The following is a 21,868-nucleotide window of genomic DNA, read 5'->3' as shown; positions in this document are numbered from 1 at the left end:
CCCCAGTGTTCCGATTCCGGGCCATCCCAAATAATTTGCACGTACCCGTCAGTTGCCGCTGATGCGTCCTGACGAGGGCGGGTGCGCTGATCTGCGGATAAGCCTCACAGCTCGCACTAAGCCGGTACGTAGTCTGATATACGACCCGCCACGTAGACGGTGTCCGCGCGCCGGGGCGACTGTGGTCCGCGGATGCGCAAGAGGCGTTTCGGTCGCTCTCCCGTCGGAAGGCGCTACCTCAGTAAGCGTGCGCGACGCCCGCGACGTTACCGGTCGCCTTGCCGCCGCCGGGAACCGACCCGCCCTCGGCGACCAGACACCGTACGGTCACCGCGCGCTCGACCGCCCTGGCCTCGCCTTCTTCACCGAGGGCCGCCCGGGAGACACATCCGCCGTCCGGGACGCGCGGTGCTCGCGGGACCGCGTCGGCGCCTGATCCTCTTCGAAGGTCGCCGGGGGAAGTCGTACGAGGGACTCGACGGCCACCGGCTCCTTCCCACCCGGGACCCGCCGGGCCGGTGTCACCGTGCCCCTCTCCAGGTCACGGGACCCGGCCTCGATCCGTACCGGCACACCGGTCGTCGGCATGCCCCCGTACGCCCACCGCCTCGAACTGATCGCCGCACGCGCGGACCTTGGCCAGAACCGCCTCGGCGATCGGATCCCGGTGCCGGCGCGCGAAGTCGGCGGCCCCGAACGTGGGAACGGGCGCCTTCGCCATGACGTGTTCGTACGGCTCCAGGTTGCCGGGATGTGAAATCTCGCCACGCGCACACCGAACCCGCAAGCCGGGCCCCACAGACCCTGGACGCGCGCTCGGGTGCGGAGTTATCTGGCATACGGGGGGAGTACGAGCGCACGTCACGGGGGCCAGGGAACGGGCACAGAGGTAACTCTCGGCGGATTGGGGCGCTTTCGATGACACCTACGCTCGTGCGGCAGCACCTGACTCATACGGGAGAGGCGTCCCGTGTGGACCGGTGTGCACGCGCGCGTGACTGGTCCGAGATCCAGGAGCGGATGCTGGTTCCGCTCTACGAGGCCGTCTACGAGCGACTCGAAGTGGGCACCGGCACCCGCGTGCTGGGCCTCGGCTGCGGTAGCGGACTCGCCCTTCTGATGGCGGCGTCGAGAGGGGCCGCGGTCACCGGCGTCGACTCCTCGTCCGCCGAACGGCTGGCGCTGGCCCGGGAGCGGCTGCTGCCCGAGGCCTGGGCCACGCGCACGCGTGCGGACACCCGGATCATCGACGGTCACCCCCGGGACGCGGCCGACGCGGAGACGCCCGCGTACACCCTGGTGACCGCCTTCGAGCCCATCGGGTGCCTCGCGGGCGACTCGGAGGGGCTCGCCGGGCTGCTCGCCGCGGCGACGCCGCTCGTCGAGCGGGGGGCGCCCGTGGTGCTCGCCGGCTGGGGTCCGCCGGAACGCTGCGCCACGTCGTCCGTGCTGCGGGTGGCCACGAAGCTGGCGGATCCGCTGCGCAGCACGGGCAGTTGGCGCCCCGCCCTCCGTGACGACCTGGAGGAGGTGGCCCAGCGGGCGGGTCTCAAGCCGGACGGTTCCGGGCGGGTCGCCTGCCCCTTCGGCTACGCCGACCTGGACAGCGCCCTGCGGGGCCTGCTGTCGACGGGCCTCTTCGACGCGGCGATCTGCGCGACGGACCAGGCCCAGGTCGACAAGGAGGTCGCGGAGGCCCTCCACCCGTACCAGCACCGGGACGGGACCGTGTGGATGCCGAACGTGTTCCGGTACCTGATCGCGCGCGTTCCCTGAACTCCCGCGCGGGATCGGCCCGAACCGGGCACAGCGGCCGGCCTAGGCGTCGTCCTTGGTCAGCCGGGTGATCCCCGCGATCCGGTACACGTCCGCCTCCTCCAGCGTCTCGTTGTCCAGCAGGGCCTGGGCGAGGGCGTCCAACTGGCCTCGGTGGTCGCGGAGTTTACGGCAGGCCTCCTCGTAGCAGCCGTCCACGATCCGGCGCATCTCGTGCTCGATCACGTCCAGGGTCTGCGGGGCCGCCGAGAGCCCGTAGGCCTGCTGGGCGTCACCGGGCAGCGCGGACAGCCGGCCCACGCGCTCGCTCATCCCCCACCGGGCGACCATGCCGCGCGCGATGTTGGTGACCTGTTCTAGGTCGTTCTCCGCGCCGGTGGTGATGGCGTCGTAGACGACGTGTTCCGCGGCCATGCCGCCGAGCGCGCCGATGATCCGGCCGCGCAGATACTCCTCGGTGTACGCGTACCGGTCCGCGTCCGGCGTCGACAGCGTCACGCCGAGGGCCCTCCCGCGCGGCACGATGGTGATCTTGCGAACGGGGTCGGCGCCCGGTTGCAGCATGCCGAGGAGGGCGTGTCCGCTCTCGTGGTAGGCGGTGCGGCGGCGTTCCTCCTCGGGCATCACCAGCGGGCGTTCGGCGCCCAGTTGGACCTTCTCCAGCGCTTCCGAGAGGTCGGTCTGCGTGACCGTCTCCTGCTTGCGTTTCACCGCCAGCAGCGCCGCCTCGTTCGCCAGGTTGGCGAGTTCGGCGCCGGTCATGCCCGGGGTCGTACGGGCGACCTGGGCCAGGTCGACACCGTCGGCGAGCGGGATCTCGCGGGTGTGGATCTCCAGGATGGCCTCACGGCCGCCCCGGTCCGGGGGCGAGACCATGACCACCCGGTCGAAGCGGCCGGGACGGGTCAGGGCCGGGTCCAGGACGTCGGCCCGGTTGGTGGCCGCGATGACGATGACGCCCTCCGAGCCGGAGAAGCCGTCCATCTCGGTGAGGATCTGGTTGAGGGTCTGTTCGCGCTCGTCGTGGCCGCCCATGCCCGAGCCGCCGCCGCGGGCCCGGCCGATGGTGTCGATCTCGTCGATGAAGATGATCGACGGCGCCACCTTGCGCGCCTCGGCGAACAGTTCACGCACGCGTGAGGCGCCGACGCCGACGATCATCTCGATGAACTCGGACGCGGAGGCCGAGAAGAAGGGCACTCCCGCCTCACCGGCGACGGCCCGCGCGAGGAGTGTCTTGCCGGTGCCGGGCGGACCCGCGAGCAGCACACCGCGCGGCATCTTGGCGCCCATCTTCCGGTAGGCGTCCGGGTTCTTGAGGAAGTCGACGACGTCGTTGAGCTCGCCCTCGACCTCGTCGATGCCCGCCACGTCCTCGAAGGTCGTGCGCTTCTCCCCCGACTCCAGCTCGACCGGCTTGGGCGGGGCCTTGCGGCCGAGCATGCCGCCGGCGCCGCCCATCCCCGCGCTCATCCGCCGTGCGATGAAGATCCACAGCACGACCAGGAGCAGCATCGGGGCCAGCGAGATCAGCAGGTTGGACAGGAAGCTGCGCTGCTGGACGACCGGCTCCGCGGTGACGGTGACGTCGTGCTTGGTCAGGTCCTCCCAGAGCTGGTCGTCCGCGAAGGTCGGCCGCTCGGTCTTGAACTTGGTGTACTTGCCGTCGCCCTCGGGGTTGTCCTGCTCCTTCTTGAGCTGGCCCTGGATCGCGTCGCCCTTGGCGTAGATCTTGCTGACGTTGCCGTCGTCGACCTGCTTGCTGAACTCCGTGTACGAGATCGTCGGCTCGTCGCCGTCGTTGAAGTACGACAGCACGAGGTTGGCGACCAGGAACACGATCAGCGCGGTGAGGAGCAGGCTCCACCAGCCCCCGCGCGGCTTCCGCCCGCCGGGCGGCGGCTTCGGCGGCTCCTGCGGGGTGCCCTCGGTACGCCAGGGCTGGTCGGGGGATCTCCGCGACGGCGCAGGGTTGGTCATATCCGGACGTTACGACAGGATAGCCCCACAGGCATGTGCGCTGACGCCGCTGGGGGCGCCCTCCACGACGGAGAGCGCCCCCAGCGGCGTACGGAACGAAGCGTCAGCCCATGAACTTCTTGAACTCGTCCGGCAGCTCGAAGTCCTGCGGGGCCTGCTGGCCCGGTACACCGAAGGCGTTGCCGCCCTGGGCGCCCGCGGCGCGGCGGGCGGCCTCCTCGGCCTCCTGCTGCTTGCGCTTCATCGGGTTACCGGAGCGCTGCTTGCCCTTGGCCTGCTTCGGCTGCTTCTTGGCGCGGCCGGGACCGCCGCCCATGCCCGGCATCCCGGGCATCCCCGGCATGCCGCCGCCCTGGGCCATGCGCGACATCATCTTGCGGGCCTCGAAGAACCGCTCGACCAGGTTCTTCACGGCGCTGACCTCGACGCCGGAGCCCTTGGCGATACGGGCGCGGCGCGAGCCGTTGATGATCGTCGCGTCCTGGCGCTCGGCCGGGGTCATCGACTTGATGATGGCGGCCGTGCGGTCGACGTCGCGCTCGTCGAGGTTGTTGATCTGGTCCTTGATCTGGCCCATGCCGGGGAGCATGCCGAGCAGCTTGGAGATGCTGCCCATCTTCCTGACCTGTTCCATCTGGGCCAGGAAGTCGTCCAGGGTGAAGTCCTGGCCCTTCTTGGACGCCAGCTTGGAGGCCATCTTCTCGGCCTCTTCCTGACTGAACGTCTTCTCCGCCTGCTCGATCAGGGTGAGCAGGTCACCCATGTCGAGGATGCGGGAGGCCATCCGGTCAGGGTGGAAGGCGTCGAAGTCGTCGAGCTTCTCGCCGTTCGACGCGAACATGATCGGCTTGCCGGTGATCTGCCGGATCGACAGGGCCGCACCACCGCGGGCGTCACCGTCGAGCTTGGAGAGCACCACGCCGTCGAAGCCGACGCCGTCGCGGAAGGCCTCGGCGGTGTTGACCGCGTCCTGACCGATCATCGCGTCGACGACGAAGAGGATCTCGTCGGGCGAGACGGCGTCCCTGATGTCCGCCGCCTGCTGCATCATCTCCTGGTCGATGCCGAGGCGGCCGGCGGTGTCCACGATCACGACGTCGTGGACCTTGGTCTTCGCGTACTCGATCGAGTCCCTGGCGACCTTGACCGGGTCACCGACGCCATTGCCGGGCTCCGGCGCGTACACGGCCGCACCGGCGCGTTCGGCGACCACGCTCAGCTGGTTGACGGCGTTCGGGCGCTGGAGGTCCGCCGCGACCAGGAGGGGCGAGTGGCCCTGCCCCTTCAGCCAGTGGGCGAGCTTGCCCGCGAGGGTGGTCTTACCGGCACCCTGGAGACCCGCGAGCATGATCACGGTGGGCGGTTGCTTGGCGAAGCGCAGCCGCCGGGTCTCGCCGCCCAGGATCGTGACGAGTTCCTCGTTGACGATCTTCAGAACCTGCTGCGCCGGGTTCAGCGCCTTGGAGACATCGGAACCGAGCGCGCGCTCCTTGACGTTCTTGATGAACGTCCGGACGACCGGCAGAGCCACGTCCGCTTCGAGAAGGGCGATACGGATCTCGCGCGCGGTGGCGTCGATGTCCGCCTCGGAGAGCCGTCCCTTGCCGCGCAGGTTCTTGAAAGTCGCTGAGAGGCGATCGGAGAGAGTATCGAACACGGCGCTCGCGGTCCTCGGGGTCGGTGGCTGTGGGAATCGCCCTCCAGGGTATCCCGGCGGCACCCGCTGCCGGGATCCCCGTTCAACCTCGCAGGGTCTCTTCCAGTTTCCGCGCCACGGAAGCCGCTTCCTCACTGGGCAACGGCGCCCCCTCGGGCCCCGTCACATAGAAGGCGTCCACCGCGTTGGCGCCCAGCGTGGACACATGCGCGCTGCGCATCCGTACGCTCGCGTCCTCCAGTGCCCGGCCGATCCGGAACAGCAGCCCCGGAGCGTCCTGTGCGCGCACCTCGATCACCGTGGCCAGCCGGGACGCGGCCGGATGGACCGTCACCCGTGCCGCGGGCGCGACCACACCGCGCCGGCGCGGGTACGCGGCGTCGCGCTCGGCGAGGCGCCCCGCGACGTCCAGGGAGCCGTCCAGGGCCCGTACCAGATCGGCCCGGAGCCGGGCGGCCTGCGGCAGGGAGCCGTACTCCGCCGCCACCCGCCAGTTCAGCAGCAGCACCGAGCCGTCGACGCCGTCCGGCAGGTCCAGGGCGCGCAGTTCGGCCGTGCGGACGGTCAGGCGGTGCATGGCGAGCACGCCGGCCACCGCGGGCAGCACGCCCGGCTGATCGGGTACGGCGATCAGCAGCTCCACGCCGAGCGGCTCGGGGTCGCCGGACGGCTCGTCGCCCGTCTGGGGTTCCGTCTGCGCGCGCAGCGACAGCACCGGGCTGCCCGTGGCGACCGCCTCGATGGCGAGCCGCTCCTGTTCGGCGGTGGGCGCGGCGGCCTCGGGCTCGTCCGGGTCGTCCCCGGCGAGCACGGCCGCGACCCGCTTGACCAGGTCGGCGACGAGCGAGCCCCGCCAGGACGACCAGGCGGCCGGTCCGGTGGCCAGGGCGTCCGCCTCGGTCAGGGCGTGCAGCAGTTCGAGGGTGCCCTGCGAACCGACCGCGTCGGCGACCGAACGGACCGTGGCCGGGTCCTCCAGGTCACGCCGGGTGGCCGTGTCCACGAGCAGCAGGTGATGCCGTACGAGGGACGCGAGCACCGCCACGTCCTCGCGGTCGAAGCCGATCCGGGCCGCCACGTCGCGGGCGATGATCTCGCCGGCCACGGAGTGGTCGCCGGGCCAGCCCTTGCCGATGTCGTGCAGCAGCGCGGCCACGAGCAGCAGGTCGGGACGGTGGACGCGGCGGGTGAACTCCGAGGCCCGCACCGCGGTCTCGATGAGATGCCGGTCGACCGTCCAGATGTGCACCGCGTTGCGCTGCGGCCGGCAGCGCACCCGCTCCCAGTCCGGGAGCAACCGTGTGATCAGGCCCTCCGCCTCCAGCGCTTCCCAGACATCGATCGTCGGGGACCCGGAGCCGAGCAGCGTGACGAGCTGCTCGCGTGCCTCGGCGGGCCAGGGCGTGGGCAGGGGGCGCACATTGGCCGCCAGGCGCCGCACCGCGTGCAGCGACAGCGGCAGGCCCGCCTGCGCGGCGGCCGCGGCGGCGCGCAGCGGGAGGACGGGGTCGCGCTCGGGACGCGCGGCGCGGGCGAGCACCACCTCGCCGTCCTGCTCGACCACGCCCTCCGCCAGCGGCGACCTGTCCACGACCGGCTTGCCGCCGCCCAGCATGGCGCGCAGCCGGGGCCGCACGGCCCGCGAACGCAGCACGCGCCCCACCTCGCGCCAGGTGACATCACTGGCGTACGAGATGACCCGCGCCGCCTCGTACACCTGCCGCAGCAGCGTGTCCGCGTCGAGCAGTCCGAGTTCGGCGGCGACCTGGTCCTGCTCCTGGAGCGCGAGCCGGTCGGTCGCGCGCCCGGTGGTGAGGTGCAGGGCGTCGCGTACGTCGAGGAGGCGGCGGCGGGCGTCGTCGAGGCCCTCGCGCGGGGCGTCGGCCAGCCAGGAGGCGGCGACGGCGCGCAGGGCGGTGGCGTCCCGCAGTCCGCCGCGGGCTTCCTTGAGGTCCGGCTCCAGCAGGTACTGGAGCTCGCCCTGGCGCTCGGCGCGCTCGGCGCACAGTTCCTGGAGTTCGGGCAGGCGCTTGGGCGCCTGGTTGCGCCAGTCGGCGAGGACGGCGGTGCGCAGTCCGGCGGTCAGGCCCAGATCGCCGGCGAGGTGGCGGGCGTCCAGGAGACCGAGCTGGACCTTCAGGTCCTCGCCGGCGGTCTTGCGGGCCTCGGCGGGTGTCCGTACGGAGTGGTCGAGGGCGAGGCCCAGGTCCCAGACCGGGTACCAGAGACGGTCGGCCAGGGCCGCGACCGCGCCGGAGTCGCTGCCGTCGTGCAGCAGGAGCAGATCCAGGTCGCTGCGCGGGGACAGCTCGCCACGGCCGTAGCCGCCGACCGCGACCAGGGAGACCCCGCGCAATCCGTCGGCGCCCGTGTCGAAGAGCCCCGACAGCCAGTCGTCCGTCAGTTCGGAGAGGGCCGAACGGCGCGGCGGCCCGGACTGCGCCCCCTCGGTGAGGAGGCGCAGCCGGGCCGCCGCGTAGCCGCTGGGTCCCGAGTCTTCTGCTTCTTTACGCACGTCCGTACTCGACACCCAGCAGCTCCTTGTTCTTCTTCTGTCAGAGCGCGTCGGGTCCGCGCTCGCCGGTCCGGACCCGTACGGCCGTCTCGACCGGCAGGGACCAGACCTTGCCGTCACCGATCTTGCCGGTGCGGGCGGCCTTGACGATGACGTCGATCAGCTGCTCGGCGTCGTCGTCCTCGGCGAGGACCTCGATGCGGATCTTGGGGACCAGGTCGACGGTGTACTCGGCACCGCGGTAGACCTCGGTGTGGCCCCGCTGACGACCGTAACCGCTCGCCTCGGTGACCGTCAGGCCGTGCACTCCGAAGGCCTGGAGGGCTTCCTTGATCTCGTCGAGCCGGTGCGGCTTGACGACGGCGGTGATGAGCTTCATGCGTCCACCTTCTTGCTCGCACCCGCGGCGGCCGGGGCCGCGACGGTGGCCTTGGCGGCACCGCCACCGGCGCCGCTGAAGTCGTATGCGGTCTCGGCGTGCTCGGCCTGGTCGATACCGGCGACCTCTTCGTCCTCGGTGACCCGCATACCGATGGTCTTGTCGAGGATGAAGGCGAGGATCGCGGAGGCGATCAGGGAGTAGGCGAGGACACCGCCGACACCGGCGAGCTGCTTCCACAGCTGGGTGAAGCTGTGGTCGCCGTAGAAGACGCCGGTCGCGTCCGACTGGCCCTTGCCGCTGGCGAAGAAGCCGATCAGGACCGAGCCGACGACACCGCCGACGAGGTGGACACCGACGACGTCGAGCGAGTCGTCGTAGCCGAACTTGTACTTCAGGCCGACGGCCATGGCGCACAGGACACCGGCGATCGCGCCGACCGCGATCGCGCCGATCGGGGTGACCGCACCACCGGACGGGGTGATGGCGACCAGACCGGCGACCGCGCCGGAGGCGGCGCCCAGCGTGGTGAACGCGCCGTGGCGGATCTTCTCGTAGATGAGCCAGGCCAGCATGGCGGCGGCGGTGGCGACCTGCGTGTTGACGAACATCAGCGTGCCGACGCCGTCGTCGTTGCCGAGCCACGAACCGGCGTTGAAGCCGAACCAGCCGAACCACAGCAGACCGGCGCCGAGCATGACCAGCGGGAGGCTGTGCGGGCGCATCGGGTCCTTCTTGAAGCCGACGCGCTTGCCGATGACCAGGATCACGCCGAGTGCCGCGGCACCGGCGTTGATGTGGACCGCCGTACCACCGGCGAAGTCGATCACGCCGAGGTCGAAGGCCCAGCCGCCGGTACCCCAGACCCAGTGGGCGACGGGGAAGTACACGATCGTGGCCCACAGCGCGATGAAGAGCGCCCAGGCGGAGAACTTCACACGGTCGGCCAGCGCACCGCTTATCAGGGCGGGCGTGATGATCGCGAACATCAGCTGGAAGACCATGAAGGCCAGGACCGGGATGTTGTACGGGAGCCAGAGGTCACCCTTGTCGATCCCGCTGAGGCCGACGAAGTCCGACGTCCAGCCGACGAGGCTGCCCTTGTCGGCGCCGAAGGCGACGGAGAAGCCGTACAACACCCACAGGATGGTGATGATCCCCATGCTGATGAAGCTCATCATCAGCATGTTCAGGGTGCTCTTGACGCGGACCATGCCTCCGTAGAAGAAGGCCAGACCCGGGGTCATGAGCAGCACCAGGGCGGAACAGATGAGCATGAAGCCCGTGTTGGCGGGCGACAGCTCTACGTCTGCCGCCATCGTGATGGCTGGTGCCATCGGCGTCTCCTCGTCGTTGGTACGGCCCCGTGCGGGCGAAGCCTGAGCGGATTGAGGGGTGGGCCGGTTATGCGCCAAGAGATTGGCGCAGCGCGGTTTCGTTGGAAGCCCCTCGTTGTTTCGCCGCCGTGACGAAGGCGCCTTACGTGTTACGCGTCGATGAACTGCCGGATGTTCGCCAGATGGATCGTTATCGTGGCGCAACCTTCGGTAGGGCAGGGAACCGGCCGCGGTCGGCCTTCCGATGACCTGGCATGGGGGAGCCGAGTCGGGCAGTTCGGGAGGGCCGGCCGCGGCCGGGGCTCAAGGAATTCAGACTGCTTCGGCCGTCTCCGGAAGCTCGATGCCGAGCTTCTCGGTGAGATCCACGACCTCGGCGAGATCGCCGAAATCGCGTACGGCCGTGTCGACCGTCTTTCGGATACGAGTGTTCACACGCTCGGAGCGGACCTTCTTGGCGATGTGCATCGCCTCCTCGGCCAGCACCGCACTGCGCTCGGGCTCGCGCCGGAGCAGGTGCACGGTGGCCATGCCGATCAGGTTGAGTGCGTACGACCGCTGGTGCTCGTCGTCCTTGGCGAACAGGTCCACGGCCCGCTGCATCAGGGGCTCGGCCAGCGAGGCGTACGTGGGGCTGCGGCCGGCGACATAGGCCAGGTCACGGTAGGAGTGGGAGTTCTCGCCGTACAGCTCGGCCTCGGAGAAGAAGCGGATCCAGTCGGGGTCCGGCTCGTCCCATTCGTCGGCGTCGGCGAAGGTGGCCTCGGCCATCCGGACGGCGCGCTTGCACTTGCCGGGCTGTCCCATGTTGGCGTAGGCGCGGGCCTCCATCGCATACAGCATCGACTGGGTGCGCGGGCTCGCGCAGTCCCGGCTGCCGTACTGCGCGAGGTGGATCAGTTCCAGGGCGTCGTCGGGCCGGCCGAGGTGGATCATCTGGCGGCTCATGCTGGACAGCACGTACGAGCCCAGCGGCTTGTCGCCGGCCTCCTTGGCGGCGTGCAGGGCCAGGACGAAGTACTTCTGCGCGGTGGGCTGGAGCCCGACGTCGTAGGACATCCAGCCCGCGAGCTCCGCCAGTTCGGCGGCGACCTTGAACAGCCTGCGGGTGGTGGTGTCGGGCTGGGGCTCCTGGAGGAGGTCCGTCACCTCGTGCAGCTGGCCGACGACCGCCTTGCGGCGCAGGCCGCCGCCGCACTGGGCGTCCCACTGCCGGAACATCACGGTGGTGGACTCCAGGAGGTCCAGCTCGGGCTTGGAGAGGCGGCCGCCCCGGCGGGACGCGGCCGCCGACTCCGGCTCCTGCTGCGAGGCGGACGGGGAGGGCACGAGCCAGCGCTGCATGGGCTCGATGAGGGACGGGCCCGCGGACAGGGCCAGCGAGGTCCCGAGGAAGCCGCGCCGCGCCAGCATCAGGTCGCTGCGCGAGAACTCGCTGAGCAGGGCCACGGTCTGCGGGCCCGTCCAGGGCAGGTCGACCCCGGACACGGACGGTGACTGGCGGGCGGCGCGCAGGCCGAGATCCTCGACCGAGACGACACAGCCGAACCGCTCGGAGAACAGCTCCGACAGGATCCTGGGGATCGGTTCACGGGGGTTCTCGCCGTCCAGCCAGCGGCGGACGCGCGAGGTGTCGGTGGAGATGTGGTTGGCGCCCAACTGGCGGGCCCGGCGGTTGACTTGGCGGGCGAGTTCGCCCTTCGACCAGCCGCTGCGCACGAACCACGAGGTGAGCAGCTCATTGGGGCGCTTGTCACCGTTCACCGCGCTGCCGGCGCCCGTTCCGCTTTCGCCGTTGCCGCTCACTGGAACGCCCCCATCCCTGAGACCACTTGTCGCTGAGTGCGCCAAGCCCTATCAGAATGCCGGTAAATACGGCCGCCCGTCCGGTACTTCTCACCCTTCGAACGGGATGCCGACTTGCCTCCGGCATACCCACAAGCGCATGTGCCCCCAGGACTCGTGCACTCAAAGTAATCCTACGATCACCCCTCCAGCCATGGCGATCCCGGAAACGCCACCATTCGCCACCCCTTCGAATGAACTCACGGTCGCCCACACGCGATTCACTTGACATAGGACGGCCGGGAGTGGGCGGAGCGGTGCACTCAGGGGCGCACCAGGCCGGGCGCACCACCCGGGACACATCCGGGCGCCGAGCGGACGTTCGGGGCACCGACCAAGTCACTTTCCGTGCACGACTCGTAACCACCGGTGCGCCGGACCCGTTGGAGGGGGCATGGGCTTCACGATCGGCAGCAGTCGGGGGATCCGCGACATCCGGTCCTCCTCTCGTCGCCGCGGCCGCTCGTCGGAGTGCACCGCCGTGGCCGAGTTCACCGGACTCTGGGGCTGGGACGTGGTCCCGGGCGCCCGGGCCGCCGCGGGCGCCTGCTCCTGCGGCCGGGCCGACTGCCGGGCACCGGGCGCGCACCCCCTGGACTTCGCACCGGAGGTGCCCGCGGGCGCGACACTGGACGAAGTGACCGGCGCCTGGGCCGAGTTCCCGGGCGCCTCGGTGATGCTGCCGGCCGGCCGGGCCTTCGACGTGATCGAGGTGGCGGAACCCGCGGGCCGCCGCGCCCTGGTCCGCCTGGAGCGCATGGGCCTCCCCCTCGGCCCGGTGACGGCGACCCCCGAGGGCCGCGCCCAGTTCTTCGTCGCTCCCGGTGCCGCCGCCGAACTCCCCGAACTCCTCTACCGCATGGGCTGGGACGACCCGACCTCCCTGGACCTGCGCGGCCTGGGCCCCGGCACCCACATCACGGCCCCGCCGTCGGACCGCGCCGGCCTGGGCCCGGTCGAGTGGCTGCGCTCCCCCGCGCTGGATTCAGCGACCAAGCCCCCGGCCGCGCGCCTGCTGCTGGGCACGCTGGCGTATGTGGCGCACCGGTCGCGGGCGTAGGCGTACGACACGGGCGCAGGCGTACGACGCACGCGTGGCCGTACACGGCGAAGTGCCCGCTCCCGACTGCACCTCGGGGGCGGGCACTTCTTCGTGTGAACGACGGCCTACTCGCCGATAAGGGCATCGACGAACGCTTCCGGCTCGAAGGGCGCCAGGTCGTCCGCGCCCTCACCCAGACCCACCAGCTTCACCGGCACGCCCAGCTCCCGCTGGACCGCGATGACGATGCCGCCCTTGGCCGTGCCGTCCAGCTTGGTCAGCACGATGCCGGTGATGTCGACGACCTCGGCGAAGACCCGGGCCTGCACGAGCCCGTTCTGCCCGGTCGTGGCGTCCAGCACCAGCAGCACCTCGTCGAGCGGCGCCTGCTTCTCCACCACCCGCTTGACCTTGCCGAGCTCGTCCATGAGCCCGGTCTTGGTGTGCAGGCGCCCGGCGGTGTCGATCAGTACGACATCCGCGCCGATCTCCTTGCCCTCCTTCACCGCGTCGAAGGCGATGGAGGCGGGGTCGCCGCCCTCGGGGCCCCGGACGGTGTGGGCACCGACCCGGTCGCCCCAGGTCTGGAGCTGGTCGGCGGCGGCGGCACGGAAGGTGTCCGCGGCACCGAGTACGACCGTGCGCCCGTCGGCGACGAGGACGCGGGCCAGCTTGCCGGTGGTGGTGGTCTTGCCGGTGCCGTTGACACCGACGACCATCACGATGCCGGGCTTGCCGGCCTCGGGCTCCGTCCTGACGGCGCGGTCGAAGTCGGTGCCGAGCAACTTGAGGAGCTCCTCGCGCAGCAGGCCGCGCAGTTCCTCGGGGGTCCGGGTGCCGAGCACCTTCACGCGCTCGCGCAGTCCCTCGACCAGTTCCTGGGTGGGGGCGACGCCGACGTCGGCGGTGAGGAGGGTGTCCTCGATCTCCTCCCAGGTGTCGTCGTCGAGGTGCTCGCGCGACAGGAGCGTGAGCAGCCCCTTGCCGAGCGCGTTCTGGGAGCGGGAGAGGCGCGTGCGCAGGCGGACGAGACGTCCTGCCGTGGGCTCGGGGACCTCGATCTCGGGGACGTCGAGAGCCGGCGGCTCCTCGACGGCGACCGGGGCCGAGCCGTCCGGGAGATCCACCTCCTCTATCGTCCGGCGCGGTTCGTCGCGGGGCGTCTCGGCCTCGTCGCCGACATGCGGCTCGGCCGGAGGGGCGGTGATGTCGGGCGCTGCGGGAGGCGGCGGGGGCAGCGGCTTCTTACGTCGGCTGCCGACGACGAGCCCGCCGAGCACACCGAGCACGACCACGGCGATGACTACAGCAAGGATGACGGTTTCCATAACCCGTCCAGTATCAGTCATGGGTCCCCGCCGGACCCAGCCTGTACTTTCCTCCAAAGGACAAAGCGCCACATAGAGGATGGATAAGATCAAAGTACGATGACTCGTCATGAGCGGTCTCGAAACGCACGGCCTTGAGCCGATCCCCCACGCCGAGCGCACCGCACGCCCCCGCGACCTCTTCCCCACCTGGGTCGCCGCCAACATCAGCGTCCTGCTCCTGACCATGGGAGCGACCCTGTCCGTCGGCTACGGGCTCAACTTCTGGCAGGCCCTGGTGGTCGGTGTCGCGGCGCCGACCGTCTCGTACGGCCTGGTCGGTCTCGTCGGAATCGCCGGCAAGCGCGGGGGCGCTCCCGGCATGGCCCTGTCCCGGGCGGCGTTCGGGCAGCGCGGGAACCTGCTGCCGGGTTCGCTGATCTGGATCGCGCGCTGGGGCTGGGAGACGATCAACGCGGTGACCGGGGCCTACGCACTGCTGACCGTCCTCGACATCCTGTTCGACATCAAGAGCGGCACCCCGCTCGTCATCGTCACCCTGCTGCTCTTCGTGGTCACGACCTTCGCGATCTCCGGCATGGGCATCGACGCCCTGCGGAGGTGCAACAAGTGGGCGACCTACCTGTTCGGCGGCTTCTCCGTCCTCGTCCTCGGTCATCTGGTCGCGGAGACGGACTGGAGCAGGGTGTTCGGGCAGAGCGCGGGACCGACGTCGGCGATGATCACGGGCGTGGGCCTGATCGCGGCGGGCGGCATCAGCTGGGTGCCCTCCGCCCCCGACTTCACGCGCTACCTGCCGGCCTCGACGCCCTCGGCGGCGATCGTGCGCAACACGATGGGCGGCGCCGGGATCGTCGTGCTGCCGATGGTCCTGATGGGTCTGGTCATGGCCTCGGCGACGCCAGGCCTGGCCTCCACGTCGGACCCCGTGTCCTTCCTCGGCGAGATCCTCCCGCTGTGGCTCGCGGTGCCCTATCTGCTGATCGCCCTGATCGGCACCCTGCTGATCAACTCGATGTCCATGTACTCGGCGGGCTTCACCGCACAGACGCTCGGTTTCAAGGTCCCGCGCCACTGGGCGGTCTCGGTCAACGCGGTGATCTCACTGGTCCTCGGCAGCGTCCTGATGCTCGCCGCGACCGGCTTCACGGGCCCCTTCGTCACCTTCCTCTCACTGCTCGCGGTGGCCTTCTCGGCCTGGCTCGGCGTCTTCGGCGTCGACATGCTGCGCCGCACGGAGTACGACGCGGAGGCCCTGCTCGACACCACCCGCACCAGCGCCTACTGGTACCGGGGCGGCTTCGGCCCGGCGGCGGTCGCGGCCTGGGCGACCGGTCTCGGCACCGGGCTCCTGTTCACCGCGTCCGACTGGTTCACCGGCCCGCTGGCCTCGAACAACCCGATCGGCGAGTACGGCCTCGGCTGGGTCGCGACGATCGCGGTCTCGGGCCTGCTGTACGCGGCGCTCCCCAAGCCGGCCGTCCCCGGGAGGGCGACCGAGGACGGGAAGCCCGCGGCCATGGCCATCTGACGTACCGTCAGCTAACGTCCCCCACCACCGACTGAAGGGGGACCCCGTGCCCGTCACGGTCGTACGCTTCAACCTCGTCGAACCCGGCGCCACCCCCGCCTCCCTCCGCACCCGCTACCAGGCCGCCCTGCAGATGGCGGCCTACGCCGACGAGCACGGCATCACCACGGTCCAGACCGAGGAACACCACGGCGTGGCCAACAACTGGCTCCCCTCCCCCTTCGCCTTCGCGGGCGCCGTCTTCGGCGCGACCGAGCGGATCGCGGTCACGGTCTCGGCGATCATCGGCCCGCTGCACGACCCGCTGCGGCTGGCCGAGGAGATCGCCGTGCTGGACCTGCTGAGCGGCGGCCGCCTGGTCACGGTCGCGGGAATCGGCTACCGGCCCGAGGAATACGCCCAGTTCGACGTGGAGTGGAAGCGGCGCGGCAAGCTCCAGGACGAACTGCTGGAGACGCTGCTCAAGGCCTGGACCGGCGAGGAGTTCACATACCGGGGCCGTACGGTACGCGTCACCCCGCGCCCCTGCACCGACCCGCACCCCCTGCTCCTGGTCGGCGGCTCCTCCCGGGCCGCCGCACGCCGGGCCGCCCGGCTGGGCCTGCCGTTCTTCCCCAGCGCGCATCTGCCCGAGCTGGAGGCGTACTACAAGGAGCGGCTCGTCGAGTACGGCACCGAGGGCTGGACCATGATGCCCGCCGCCGAGACACCGCTGCTGCACATCGCGGAGGACCCGGACCGGGCGTGGCAGACGTACGGCTCCTGCTTCCTGCACGAGGCCCGGACGTACGCCTCCTGGCAGTCCGGGGACATCCGGTCCGCCGTGAAGTCGGGGGCCACGAGCGTGGCTGAGTTGCGCGCCGAGGGCGTGTACCGGATTCTCACGCCGCAGGAGTGCGTGGCGCAGGGCCTCGACAACCTCGTACTGCATCCGCTGGCGGGCGGGATGCCGGTGGAGGAGGGGTGGCGGAGTCTGCGGCTGTTCGCGGAGGAGGTCCTGCCGGCGCTGACGGACTGACGCGGGCGGTGGTCCACCGGGGGCGCGCGAGCCTCACGGTGGAGGTGGTCCGGCACCGCCGCCCCCGACCCGGGCAGTGACCGGGTCGGGGGCGGCGGCAGGATCCGGGGAGAAGGGCAGCGGGGATGGGCCCGTCCCCCCGAGTTCACGTGGGCCGGTCAGCCCATCTCCTCCAGTGCCTTGCCCTTCGTCTCCTTCACGAACTTGAGGACGAAGGGGATGGAGAGCGCGGCGAAGACCGTGTAGATCACATACGTCATGGAGAGGTTCCAGTCCGCCAGCGACGGGAAGCTCGCGGTGATGGCCCAGTTGGCGATCCACTGCGCGGAGGCGGCCACGCCCAGGGCGGCGGCGCGGATCTTGTTCGGGAACATCTCACCGAGGAAGACCCAGACCACCACACCCCAGGACAGGGCGAAGAAGAGCACGAAGACGTGGGCGGCGATCAGGGCGGTCCAGCCCTGCGCGGCCGGCAGCTTGCCGTCGACCAGGTCGAAGGAGAAGGCCCAGGCCTCCAGCCCCAGACCGATCACCATGCCGACCGAGCCGATGAGGGCCAGCGGCTTACGGCCGATGCGGTCCACGAAGATCATGGCGATCACGGTGCCGACGATGTTGATGATCGACGTCGTGAACGAGTAGAAGAACGACTCCGTCGGGTCGACACCGACCGACTGCCACAGGGTCGAGGAGTAGTAGAACGCGACGTTGATGCCGACGAACTGCTGGAAGACCGAGAGGCCGATACCGACCCAGACGATCGGCTTGAAGAAGAAGCCGCCGCCGAGCAGGTCCTTGAAGGTGGACTTGTGCTCGCTGGACATGGCGTGCTCGATCTCGGTGACACGGGCGTCCAGATCGATCTTCTCGCCCTCGACCTCCTTGAGGATCTCGCGGGCACGCTCGTGCTTGCCGACGGAGATCAGGAAGCGCGGGGACTCGGGGATCGCGAAGGAGAGCAGGCCGTAGAGGACGGCCGGGATCACCATGACGCCGAGCATGACCTGCCAGGCCTCGATGCCCATCAGCTCGCCGCGCTGGTCACCGCCGGCCGCGTTCAGCAGACCCCAGTTGACCAGCTGCGAGATGGCGATGCCGATGACGATCGCGGCCTGCTGGAAGGAACCGAGGCGACCGCGGTAGGCCGGTGGGGCGACCTCCGCGATGTAGGCGGGGCCGATCACGGAGGCCATACCGATCGCGAAGCCACCGACCACGCGCCAGAAGGCGAGGTCCCACAGCGCGAAGGGCAGCGCCGAACCCACCGCGCTGACCGTGAAGAGCACGGCCGAGATCTGCATGCACCGGATGCGGCCGATCCGGTCGGCGATCCGGCCGGCGGTCGCGGCACCGATGGCGCATCCGATCAGGGCGATGGCGATGACCTGGGCCAGCGCCGCGGAGCCGATGTCGTAGCGGTCCCGGATGGCCTCGACCGCGCCGTTGATCACGGAGCTGTCGTAGCCGAAGAGGAAGCCGCCCATCGCGGCCGCCGCCGCGATGAAGATGACGTGCCCGAGATGCTCGGGATGAGCCGACCCGGCTCCTGACGTGGGGGGCGCTGTGCTGGTCACGTGAAACTCCTCGGGCCACCGGCAACGCTGCCGGGTGGGGGACCCTCCGGTAGGTGGTACCTGAAGGTAAAAGCAACGTTGCCGAGACTATGCCTTCAAGTTTCGAAGTCAAGAGGGGGGTACCTATGAGATTTGGACACACGAGTGACCAGCTTGTGTTCAATTCTTGAAGGAATGGTCTCAGCGGAGTCGCTGGCTGATGACCTTCGATACGCCGTCGCCCTGCATGGAGACGCCGTACAGCGCGTCGGCGACCTCCATCGTCCGCTTCTGATGCGTGATCACGATGAGCTGTGACGCTTCCTGAAGCTCCTGCATGATCCGGATCAGCCGCTGGAGGTTGGTGTCGTCGAGGGCGGCCTCGACCTCGTCCATGACGTAGAAGGGGCTCGGCCGGGCCTTGAAGATCGACACCAGCAACGCTACGGCGGTGAGGGAGCGTTCGCCACCCGAGAGCAGGCTGAGCCGCTTCACCTTCTTGCCCGGCGGACGCGCCTCGACGTCGATGCCGGTGGTGAGCATGTTGTCGGGGTCGGTGAGGATCAGCCGCCCGTCACCACCCGGGAACAGCCGGCTGAAGACGCCCTCGAACTCCCGGGCGGTGTCCCGGAAGGCCTCGGTGAAGACCTGCTCGACGCGCTCGTCGACCTCCTTCACCACCTGAAGCAGGTCGGTACGGGTCTTCTTCAGGTCCTCCAGCTGCTCGCTGAGGAACTTGTGCCGCTCCTCCAGCGCCGAGAACTCCTCCAGGGCGAGCGGGTTCACCTTCCCGAGCTGCTGATAGGCCCGTTCGGCCGCCCTGAGCCGCTTCTCCTGCTCGGCCCGGTGGAACGTCCTCGGCTGGTTGCGCGGATGCTCCGGGTCCTCCGGCAGCTCCTCGCCCTCGGCGGGCGGAGAGGGCGGTACGAGCTGATGGGGCCCGTACTCGGAGACGAGACCGGCGGGCTCGACGCCCAGCTCCTCCAGCGCCTTGGTCTCCAGCTGCTCGATCCGCATCCGCTTCTCGGCGCCGAGCACCTCGCCCCGGTGGACCGAGTCGGTCAGCTTGTCGAGCTCGCCCTTGAGGTCCCGGCCGGCGTTGCGAGCGGCGGTCAGCTCCTGCTCGCGGCGCGCCTTGGCGGCCTCCGCGGCGGACCGTTCCTCCTCGGCTCGCCCGAGCGACACCTCGACGTGCGCGAGGAGTTGCCGCGCACCGGAGGCGACGGCCTCGGCGACGCCGGCCTCGTGCCGCAGCCGCGCTCGCCGCTGCTCGGCACGCGCGCGTGCGTCGCGCTCCGCCCTGGCCGCGCGGTCGAGGGAGTCGGCGCGGCCGGCGAGGCCCTTGACCCGCTCCTCGTGCGTACGCACTTGGAGGCGGGCCTCCATCTCCGTCTGCCGGGCGTTGGCACCGTCGGCGGCGAGCCGGTCCCGTACGGAGGTGTCCGGCTCCTCCTCGACGGGCATCTCCTCGGCGACGGCGAGGCGTTCGGCGAGTTCCTCGACGTCCTGGAGCGCCTTGTCGAGGGCGTCCTGCGCGCGCGTGGCTGCCGCCACGGAACGCTCCGCTTCTCCCGAAGCACCCCGGGCCTGCCCTCCGAGGCGGCCGAGCTGCTGGGCCACGGACGACTTCTCGCGGTCGGCGGCGCGGCGCTGTTCGCCGAGTTCCTCGACCAGTGCGGCCTGTTGACCGCGCCGTTCCTGTGCCTCGTGCTGGGCCTCGCTCAACTCCTCGCAGCGGACGGCGAGTTCCTCCAGCTCGGCGGCTGCCTCGTCGACGGATGCCTGTACTTCGAGGAGGCTGGGGGCGCCTGCGGAGCCGCCGTGGGCGAAGTGGGCGCCGAGGAGGTCGCCTTCGGCGGTGACGGCGGTGAGGTGGGGGTTGGCGTAGACGAGGTCCTCGGCGTCTTCGAGGGTGCCGACGACGATGATGCCGTGGAGCAGGCGGCGGACTGCTGGCATCAGGTCGGAGGGGGCGCGGACCAGATCTGCCGCGTGCTGATGTGTGGCGTCCGCGGGTCCGTCGTGGCTGGTCGCGCAGTTCCCCGCGCCCCTGGGTGGGTCCGGTGCTCCGGCGAGGAGCAGTGAGGCCCTGCCTCCGTCCTGCTTTCGCAACAGGCGGATCGCATCTGCCGCTGCCGATGGGGAGGTCACAGCGAGGGCGTCCGCCGCCGCGCCGAAAGCCGCCGCCAGGGCCACCTCGTGCCCCTGGGCCACCGCCAACAGCTCTGCCGCCGGGCCCAGCAGACCAGTGAGGCGATCCTTCGCGCCCAGCAGTATCCCGGTCCCGTCCTTCCTCCGCAGCCCGAGCGCGAGCGCCTCGTGCCTCGCCTGAGTCGCCGCCCTCTTGCGTTCCGCCGCTGTGGCCGCCTCTCGGGCCGCCGTCAGCGCGGACTCCGCCTCGGCCAGCTGCCGTTTGGCCGCCTCGTGCTGTTCCGCCAGCTCCGCGTCGTCCGCGTCCAGGCCGTCGACCTCGGCTTTGAGTACCTCGTACTCCTCCTGGGCGGAGAACGCGCGCTCCTGGGCCTCGTCTCTCGCCGCCGCCAGCCGGTCGATCTCGGCCTGGGCCGATGCCGCGCGCGAACGGGCCGCGTTGACCTGCCCGTTCAGCCGGGCAAGACCTTCGCGGCGGTCGGCGATGGCGCGGGCGACGTCCTTCAGACGCCGTTCCTCGTCGGTCAGCGAACGTTCCAGCTCGGCCCGGTGCGCGACCGTGTCCTCCAGGGCGTGCTCGGCCGCCTCCAGGGCCGCTTCGAGCTCGGCCTCCTGCTCACGGATCCGGGCGGCCTCGCGCTCCATGTCCTCGGGGTCACGGCCACGCCGCTCCTCCGGTGGCACCGAGGTCGCGCTCTTCACGCGCGCGTCGGCGAGCGAGACCGTGCCGCGCACCCGCTCGGCGAGCTGGGAGAGCTCGTACCAGGTCTGCTGGGCCCGCTGGAGCCGCGGGGCGAGTCGCCGCACCTCGTCCTCCAGGAGCGCCTCCCGTTGCAGGGCCTTCCTCAGCTCCTGCTCGGCGGCTTCCTTGCGCTCCTTCAGCGCGGCCTCGTCGGCGATCTCGGACGTGAGCGCCTGCCGCAGCCGTACGAGATCGTCGGCCAGGAGCCTCAGACGTGCGTCGCGCAGATCCGCCTGGATCACCGCGGCCCGCCGCGCGACCGCCGCCTGGCGGCCCAGCGGCTTCAGCTGTCTGCGCAGTTCGTCCGTCAGGTCCTGCACGCGCGCGAGGTTGGCCTGCATCGCGTCCAGTTTGCGGAGGGCCTTCTCCTTGCGCTTGCGGTGCTTGAGGACGCCGGCCGCCTCCTCGATGAAGGCGCGACGGCCCATCGGATCGGCGTGCAGGACGGAGTCGAGCTGGCCCTGGCCGACGATGACATGCATCTCGCGGCCGATGCCGGAGTCGGAGAGGAGTTCCTGGATGTCCAGGAGGCGGCAGGTGTCGCCGTTGATCTGGTACTCGCTGCCGCCGTTGCGGAACATGATCCGCGTGATGGTGACCTCGGCGTACTCGATGGGCAGCGCCCCGTCGGAGTTGTCGATGGTCAGGGACACCTCGGCACGGCCCAGCGGGGGCCGCCCGGTGGTGCCGGCGAAGATGACGTCCTCCATCTTGCCGCCGCGCAGCGACTTGGCGCCCTGCTCGCCCATGACCCAGCTGAGGGCGTCGACGACATTGGACTTGCCCGAGCCGTTCGGTCCGACGACACACGTGATACCCGGCTCGAACCGGAGCGTGGTCGCCGAGGCGAACGACTTGAACCCGCGGAGGGTCAGGGCCTTGAGGTGCACGCCGCTGGACTCTACCTTCCGGGGTTGTCTCACTCCATGAACGCGCTGTGTCCCGCGGTTTCACCCATGAACGTGCAGGGCACATCAGACGTTAAAGAGAGCGGGAAGGTGTACGCGGGGGAAA

At 70.5% G+C, this 21,868-nt stretch carries 13 protein-coding genes and 1 pseudogene; 4 read left to right on the top strand and 10 right to left on the bottom strand.

What is annotated here, in order from left to right:
- Positions 1-238 precede the first annotated feature (238 nt).
- Positions 239-652: pseudogene (locus HLK59_RS51150) on the bottom strand (proline--tRNA ligase); the annotation flags it as partial.
- Positions 653-918: 266 nt separating this feature from the next.
- Between HLK59_RS51150 and HLK59_RS22125 the strand changes: the two are divergent.
- A complete protein-coding gene (locus HLK59_RS22125; RefSeq protein WP_171143232.1) occupies positions 919-1,776 on the top strand; it encodes a class I SAM-dependent methyltransferase in 858 nt (285 codons plus the stop codon).
- A 42-nt stretch (positions 1,777-1,818) separates the two neighbouring features.
- Here HLK59_RS22125 and ftsH read toward each other — a convergent pair whose 3' ends face one another.
- The 6 genes from ftsH to HLK59_RS22095 form a co-directional block, all read right to left on the bottom strand.
- Entirely contained in the window at positions 1,819-3,756 is a 1,938-nt protein-coding gene (gene ftsH / locus HLK59_RS22120) for an ATP-dependent zinc metalloprotease FtsH (RefSeq protein WP_171143231.1), read from the bottom strand.
- 103 nt (positions 3,757-3,859) lie between these two features.
- The gene (gene ffh / locus HLK59_RS22115; RefSeq protein WP_171143230.1) at positions 3,860-5,413 is read right to left on the bottom strand and encodes a signal recognition particle protein; all 1,554 of its coding nucleotides are present in this window, start codon (positions 5,411-5,413) and stop codon (positions 3,860-3,862) included.
- Positions 5,414-5,495: 82 nt separating this feature from the next.
- Positions 5,496-7,943, bottom strand: coding sequence for a [protein-PII] uridylyltransferase (locus HLK59_RS22110; RefSeq protein ID WP_171143229.1), 2,448 nt, complete (start codon positions 7,941-7,943; stop codon positions 5,496-5,498).
- Positions 7,944-7,968: 25 nt separating this feature from the next.
- Positions 7,969-8,307, bottom strand: a complete 339-nt coding sequence (locus tag HLK59_RS22105; protein ID WP_003997576.1) for a P-II family nitrogen regulator — start codon at positions 8,305-8,307, stop codon at positions 7,969-7,971.
- Positions 8,304-9,644 (bottom strand): ammonium transporter, encoded by a 1,341-nt coding sequence (locus HLK59_RS22100; RefSeq protein WP_171143228.1) that lies wholly within the window; start codon positions 9,642-9,644, stop codon positions 8,304-8,306. The genes HLK59_RS22105 and HLK59_RS22100 overlap by 4 nt, the downstream gene beginning before the upstream one ends.
- Before the next feature lie 312 nt (positions 9,645-9,956).
- A complete protein-coding gene (locus tag HLK59_RS22095; RefSeq protein WP_171143227.1) occupies positions 9,957-11,450 on the bottom strand; it encodes a hypothetical protein in 1,494 nt (497 codons plus the stop codon).
- A gap of 433 nt (positions 11,451-11,883) precedes the next feature.
- On the opposite strand from HLK59_RS22095, the gene HLK59_RS22090 reads away from it, so the two are divergent.
- Positions 11,884-12,549, top strand: coding sequence for a bifunctional DNA primase/polymerase (locus HLK59_RS22090; RefSeq protein WP_171143226.1), 666 nt, complete (start codon positions 11,884-11,886; stop codon positions 12,547-12,549).
- A gap of 107 nt (positions 12,550-12,656) precedes the next feature.
- On the opposite strand, the gene ftsY is transcribed toward HLK59_RS22090, so the two are convergent.
- On the bottom strand, positions 12,657-13,859 hold the full coding sequence (ftsY, locus tag HLK59_RS22085; RefSeq protein WP_171143225.1) for a signal recognition particle-docking protein FtsY: 1,203 nt from the start codon (positions 13,857-13,859) through the stop codon (positions 12,657-12,659).
- A 109-nt stretch (positions 13,860-13,968) separates the two neighbouring features.
- Between ftsY and HLK59_RS22080 the strand changes: the two genes are divergently transcribed.
- Both HLK59_RS22080 and HLK59_RS52030 read left to right on the top strand, forming a co-directional pair.
- Positions 13,969-15,390, top strand: a complete 1,422-nt coding sequence (locus HLK59_RS22080) for a cytosine permease (RefSeq protein ID WP_171143224.1) — start codon at positions 13,969-13,971, stop codon at positions 15,388-15,390.
- 46 nt (positions 15,391-15,436) lie between these two features.
- Complete coding sequence (locus HLK59_RS52030) at positions 15,437-16,408, top strand: LLM class flavin-dependent oxidoreductase (protein ID WP_171143223.1); 972 nt, start codon at positions 15,437-15,439, stop codon at positions 16,406-16,408.
- 158 nt (positions 16,409-16,566) lie between these two features.
- On the opposite strand, the gene HLK59_RS22070 is transcribed toward HLK59_RS52030, so the two are convergent.
- Positions 16,567-17,982: a sugar porter family MFS transporter gene (locus HLK59_RS22070; RefSeq protein ID WP_171143222.1), complete on the bottom strand. Its 1,416-nt coding sequence runs from the start codon at positions 17,980-17,982 to the stop codon at positions 16,567-16,569.
- A gap of 180 nt (positions 17,983-18,162) precedes the next feature.
- Entirely contained in the window at positions 18,163-21,744 is a 3,582-nt protein-coding gene (smc, locus tag HLK59_RS22065; RefSeq protein ID WP_171143221.1) for a chromosome segregation protein SMC, read from the bottom strand.
- Positions 21,745-21,868: the final 124 nt, after the last annotated feature.

The sequence above is a fragment of the Streptomyces sp. S3(2020) genome, from assembly GCF_013044505.1.
Lineage (GTDB): Bacteria > Actinomycetota > Actinomycetes > Streptomycetales > Streptomycetaceae > Streptomyces.
Note: the sequence above shows the minus strand (reverse complement) of the source record. Positions and strands in the feature narration are given on the sequence as shown.